The organism is Acinetobacter sp. ANC 4636 (assembly GCF_054454555.1).
The window spans coordinates 1-1860 of sequence record NZ_JBTKVD010000039.1; the positions used below are offsets into that span (position 1 = coordinate 1).

Sequence of the window (1860 nt, forward strand, 5' to 3'; positions counted from 1 at the left end):
TTAAAGGCTGTAGTTTCTTATAGGTAATTGTAGTACTTGCCTGAGCAACAGGATCTGTATGGGTTTGCTGTGATTGCCCAGCTGTTTTTGTACGACTTTTAACAATTTCAGCCACAGCAACGAACATATTTTGGGCGTGACTAAAGATAATACGATAACAATTCTTGTTCATAATATTTAACGCGTTTTATATTTTTAAAAGTGAATTAATACATAAAGTTGACACTAAACCCGGCGGTCCAGTGATCTGTTATAAAGTTCTTTGGCTTTTGTAATGGTGCTCCAATAAACACATCGTATTGGAAAGATTTGAGCATTTGTCCACGTAGGCCGGCCACAGAACCGAGAAGGCTGGTACCTGGTAAGGGATTGGGTTCTCGCGTAGTGCGCCCGCCGACTTCACCATAATCGATTCCGGCATACCATTGCATTGGGAGTTTGAGCAGCGGTCCACTGAACTCGTTTCGAACTAAAAAGCCCTGATCCCCCATTAAGGTTTGCTCACCATCAAAACCACGCACGGTATAGCGGTTACCAATGGAAAAACGGTCTTGAGGGGTTAAAGGCTGATTGCTGGATTGCATGCGCCACTCAGCCAGATATTGCCAGGTTTGTGAGCCGACCCGAAATGGTACCTGTAAACTGGCATTGGCTTGCAGAATTCCCACATGGGTATAGGCTTCCCCAAATTGTTCTTCTGGTGCATGTATGGAATGAAATGCACCTGTGCCCCGCTTATAGGTCAGATTGGCATTCAAGGTGGCATTGGCTAAATATTCGGTATGATCAATGCTGGCTTTCCAGCCCCCAGTTTTTCGACGCTGCACTTCCACTTCAACATCTTCAATGTAGTTATGTGATTGGCGGGACCAACCACCAAAAGAAACTGTGGTTTTTCGGTGTGCGTCACGATAAATCACGCGGGATAAATCGATATTCATCAACTGGCTTTCGCCACTGTAGTTATAGCTTTGACTGGCGCCTGCAACCGTCTGATTATAGTTGGACGAGCTCAAATTACTGCTGAGCAACCAGTAACCAAACGGAATACTGTAACTGACATAATAGCCATCTGTTCCCCGTCGACCAGAATCGCCGCCACCCAGATCATGGTTATAACTGACGTAAAATAAATCATTGAACGTGATCAGATTATCTAAAGATACTGTGACTGTTCCCTGATATTTTCCTGTAGTTTTTGAACCGGAATCATCTATTCCAAAATGCAATCGATACGGTTTTGACTGTTGCCAGCCAAGTATAAGATCACTATACCCCGGCATGGTTTTATTGACCGAAGGCTCAATTTTAAAATCGGCTTCAACTGTTGGAACGCGTTTAAAGTTCTCTAAGCCTTGTTCAATATCCCGAATATTCAACAAATCTCCGGATTTCACTGGTAAGGCATTCCACTGATGGGCTCTTTTTGAGGTGCCTTTAGCAAACTTGATTTGATCAACCACGCCAGGAATGACAGTGAGTGTAATATGACCCGAGCGGATATTTTGTTGTGGCAGTAAAACCCGTGTGGTGACATAACCACGCGCAATAATTTTATTTTGTACCAGATTCACCATCTGGTTAAGCCCTTCAATACCCAAACAACGCCCGATCAGGTTGTTTTTTCCATGTCGCAATTGTTTTAACGCAAATTCAAATCGACTAGCCTGTTCACCTTGTAAAGTAATCTGCTGGATAGGAAAACAGAGTGATTCACTATGCGATTGAAGATAAGCCCGTTGTTGGCTTGCCAGTGGGAGTTGGCTACTTGGAAGCCTGACATCCACCGTGGGCTGAATCTGTTTCTCTAGAGCGGCATCGCGTTGCTGTTGTCGCTGTACAGCATCTGTGGCTGGATCA

At 44.2% G+C, this 1860-nt stretch carries 2 protein-coding genes; both read right to left on the minus strand.

The window, feature by feature from the left end:
* A partial coding sequence (locus ACX1N5_RS15660) for an ESPR domain-containing protein (protein ID WP_458803560.1) occupies positions 1–172 on the minus strand: 172 nt, incomplete at its 3' end.
* 34 nt (positions 173–206) lie between these two features.
* Positions 207–1860, minus strand: a 1654-nt coding sequence (locus ACX1N5_RS15665; protein ID WP_458803558.1) for a ShlB/FhaC/HecB family hemolysin secretion/activation protein, incomplete at its 5' end; no start/stop codon positions are given.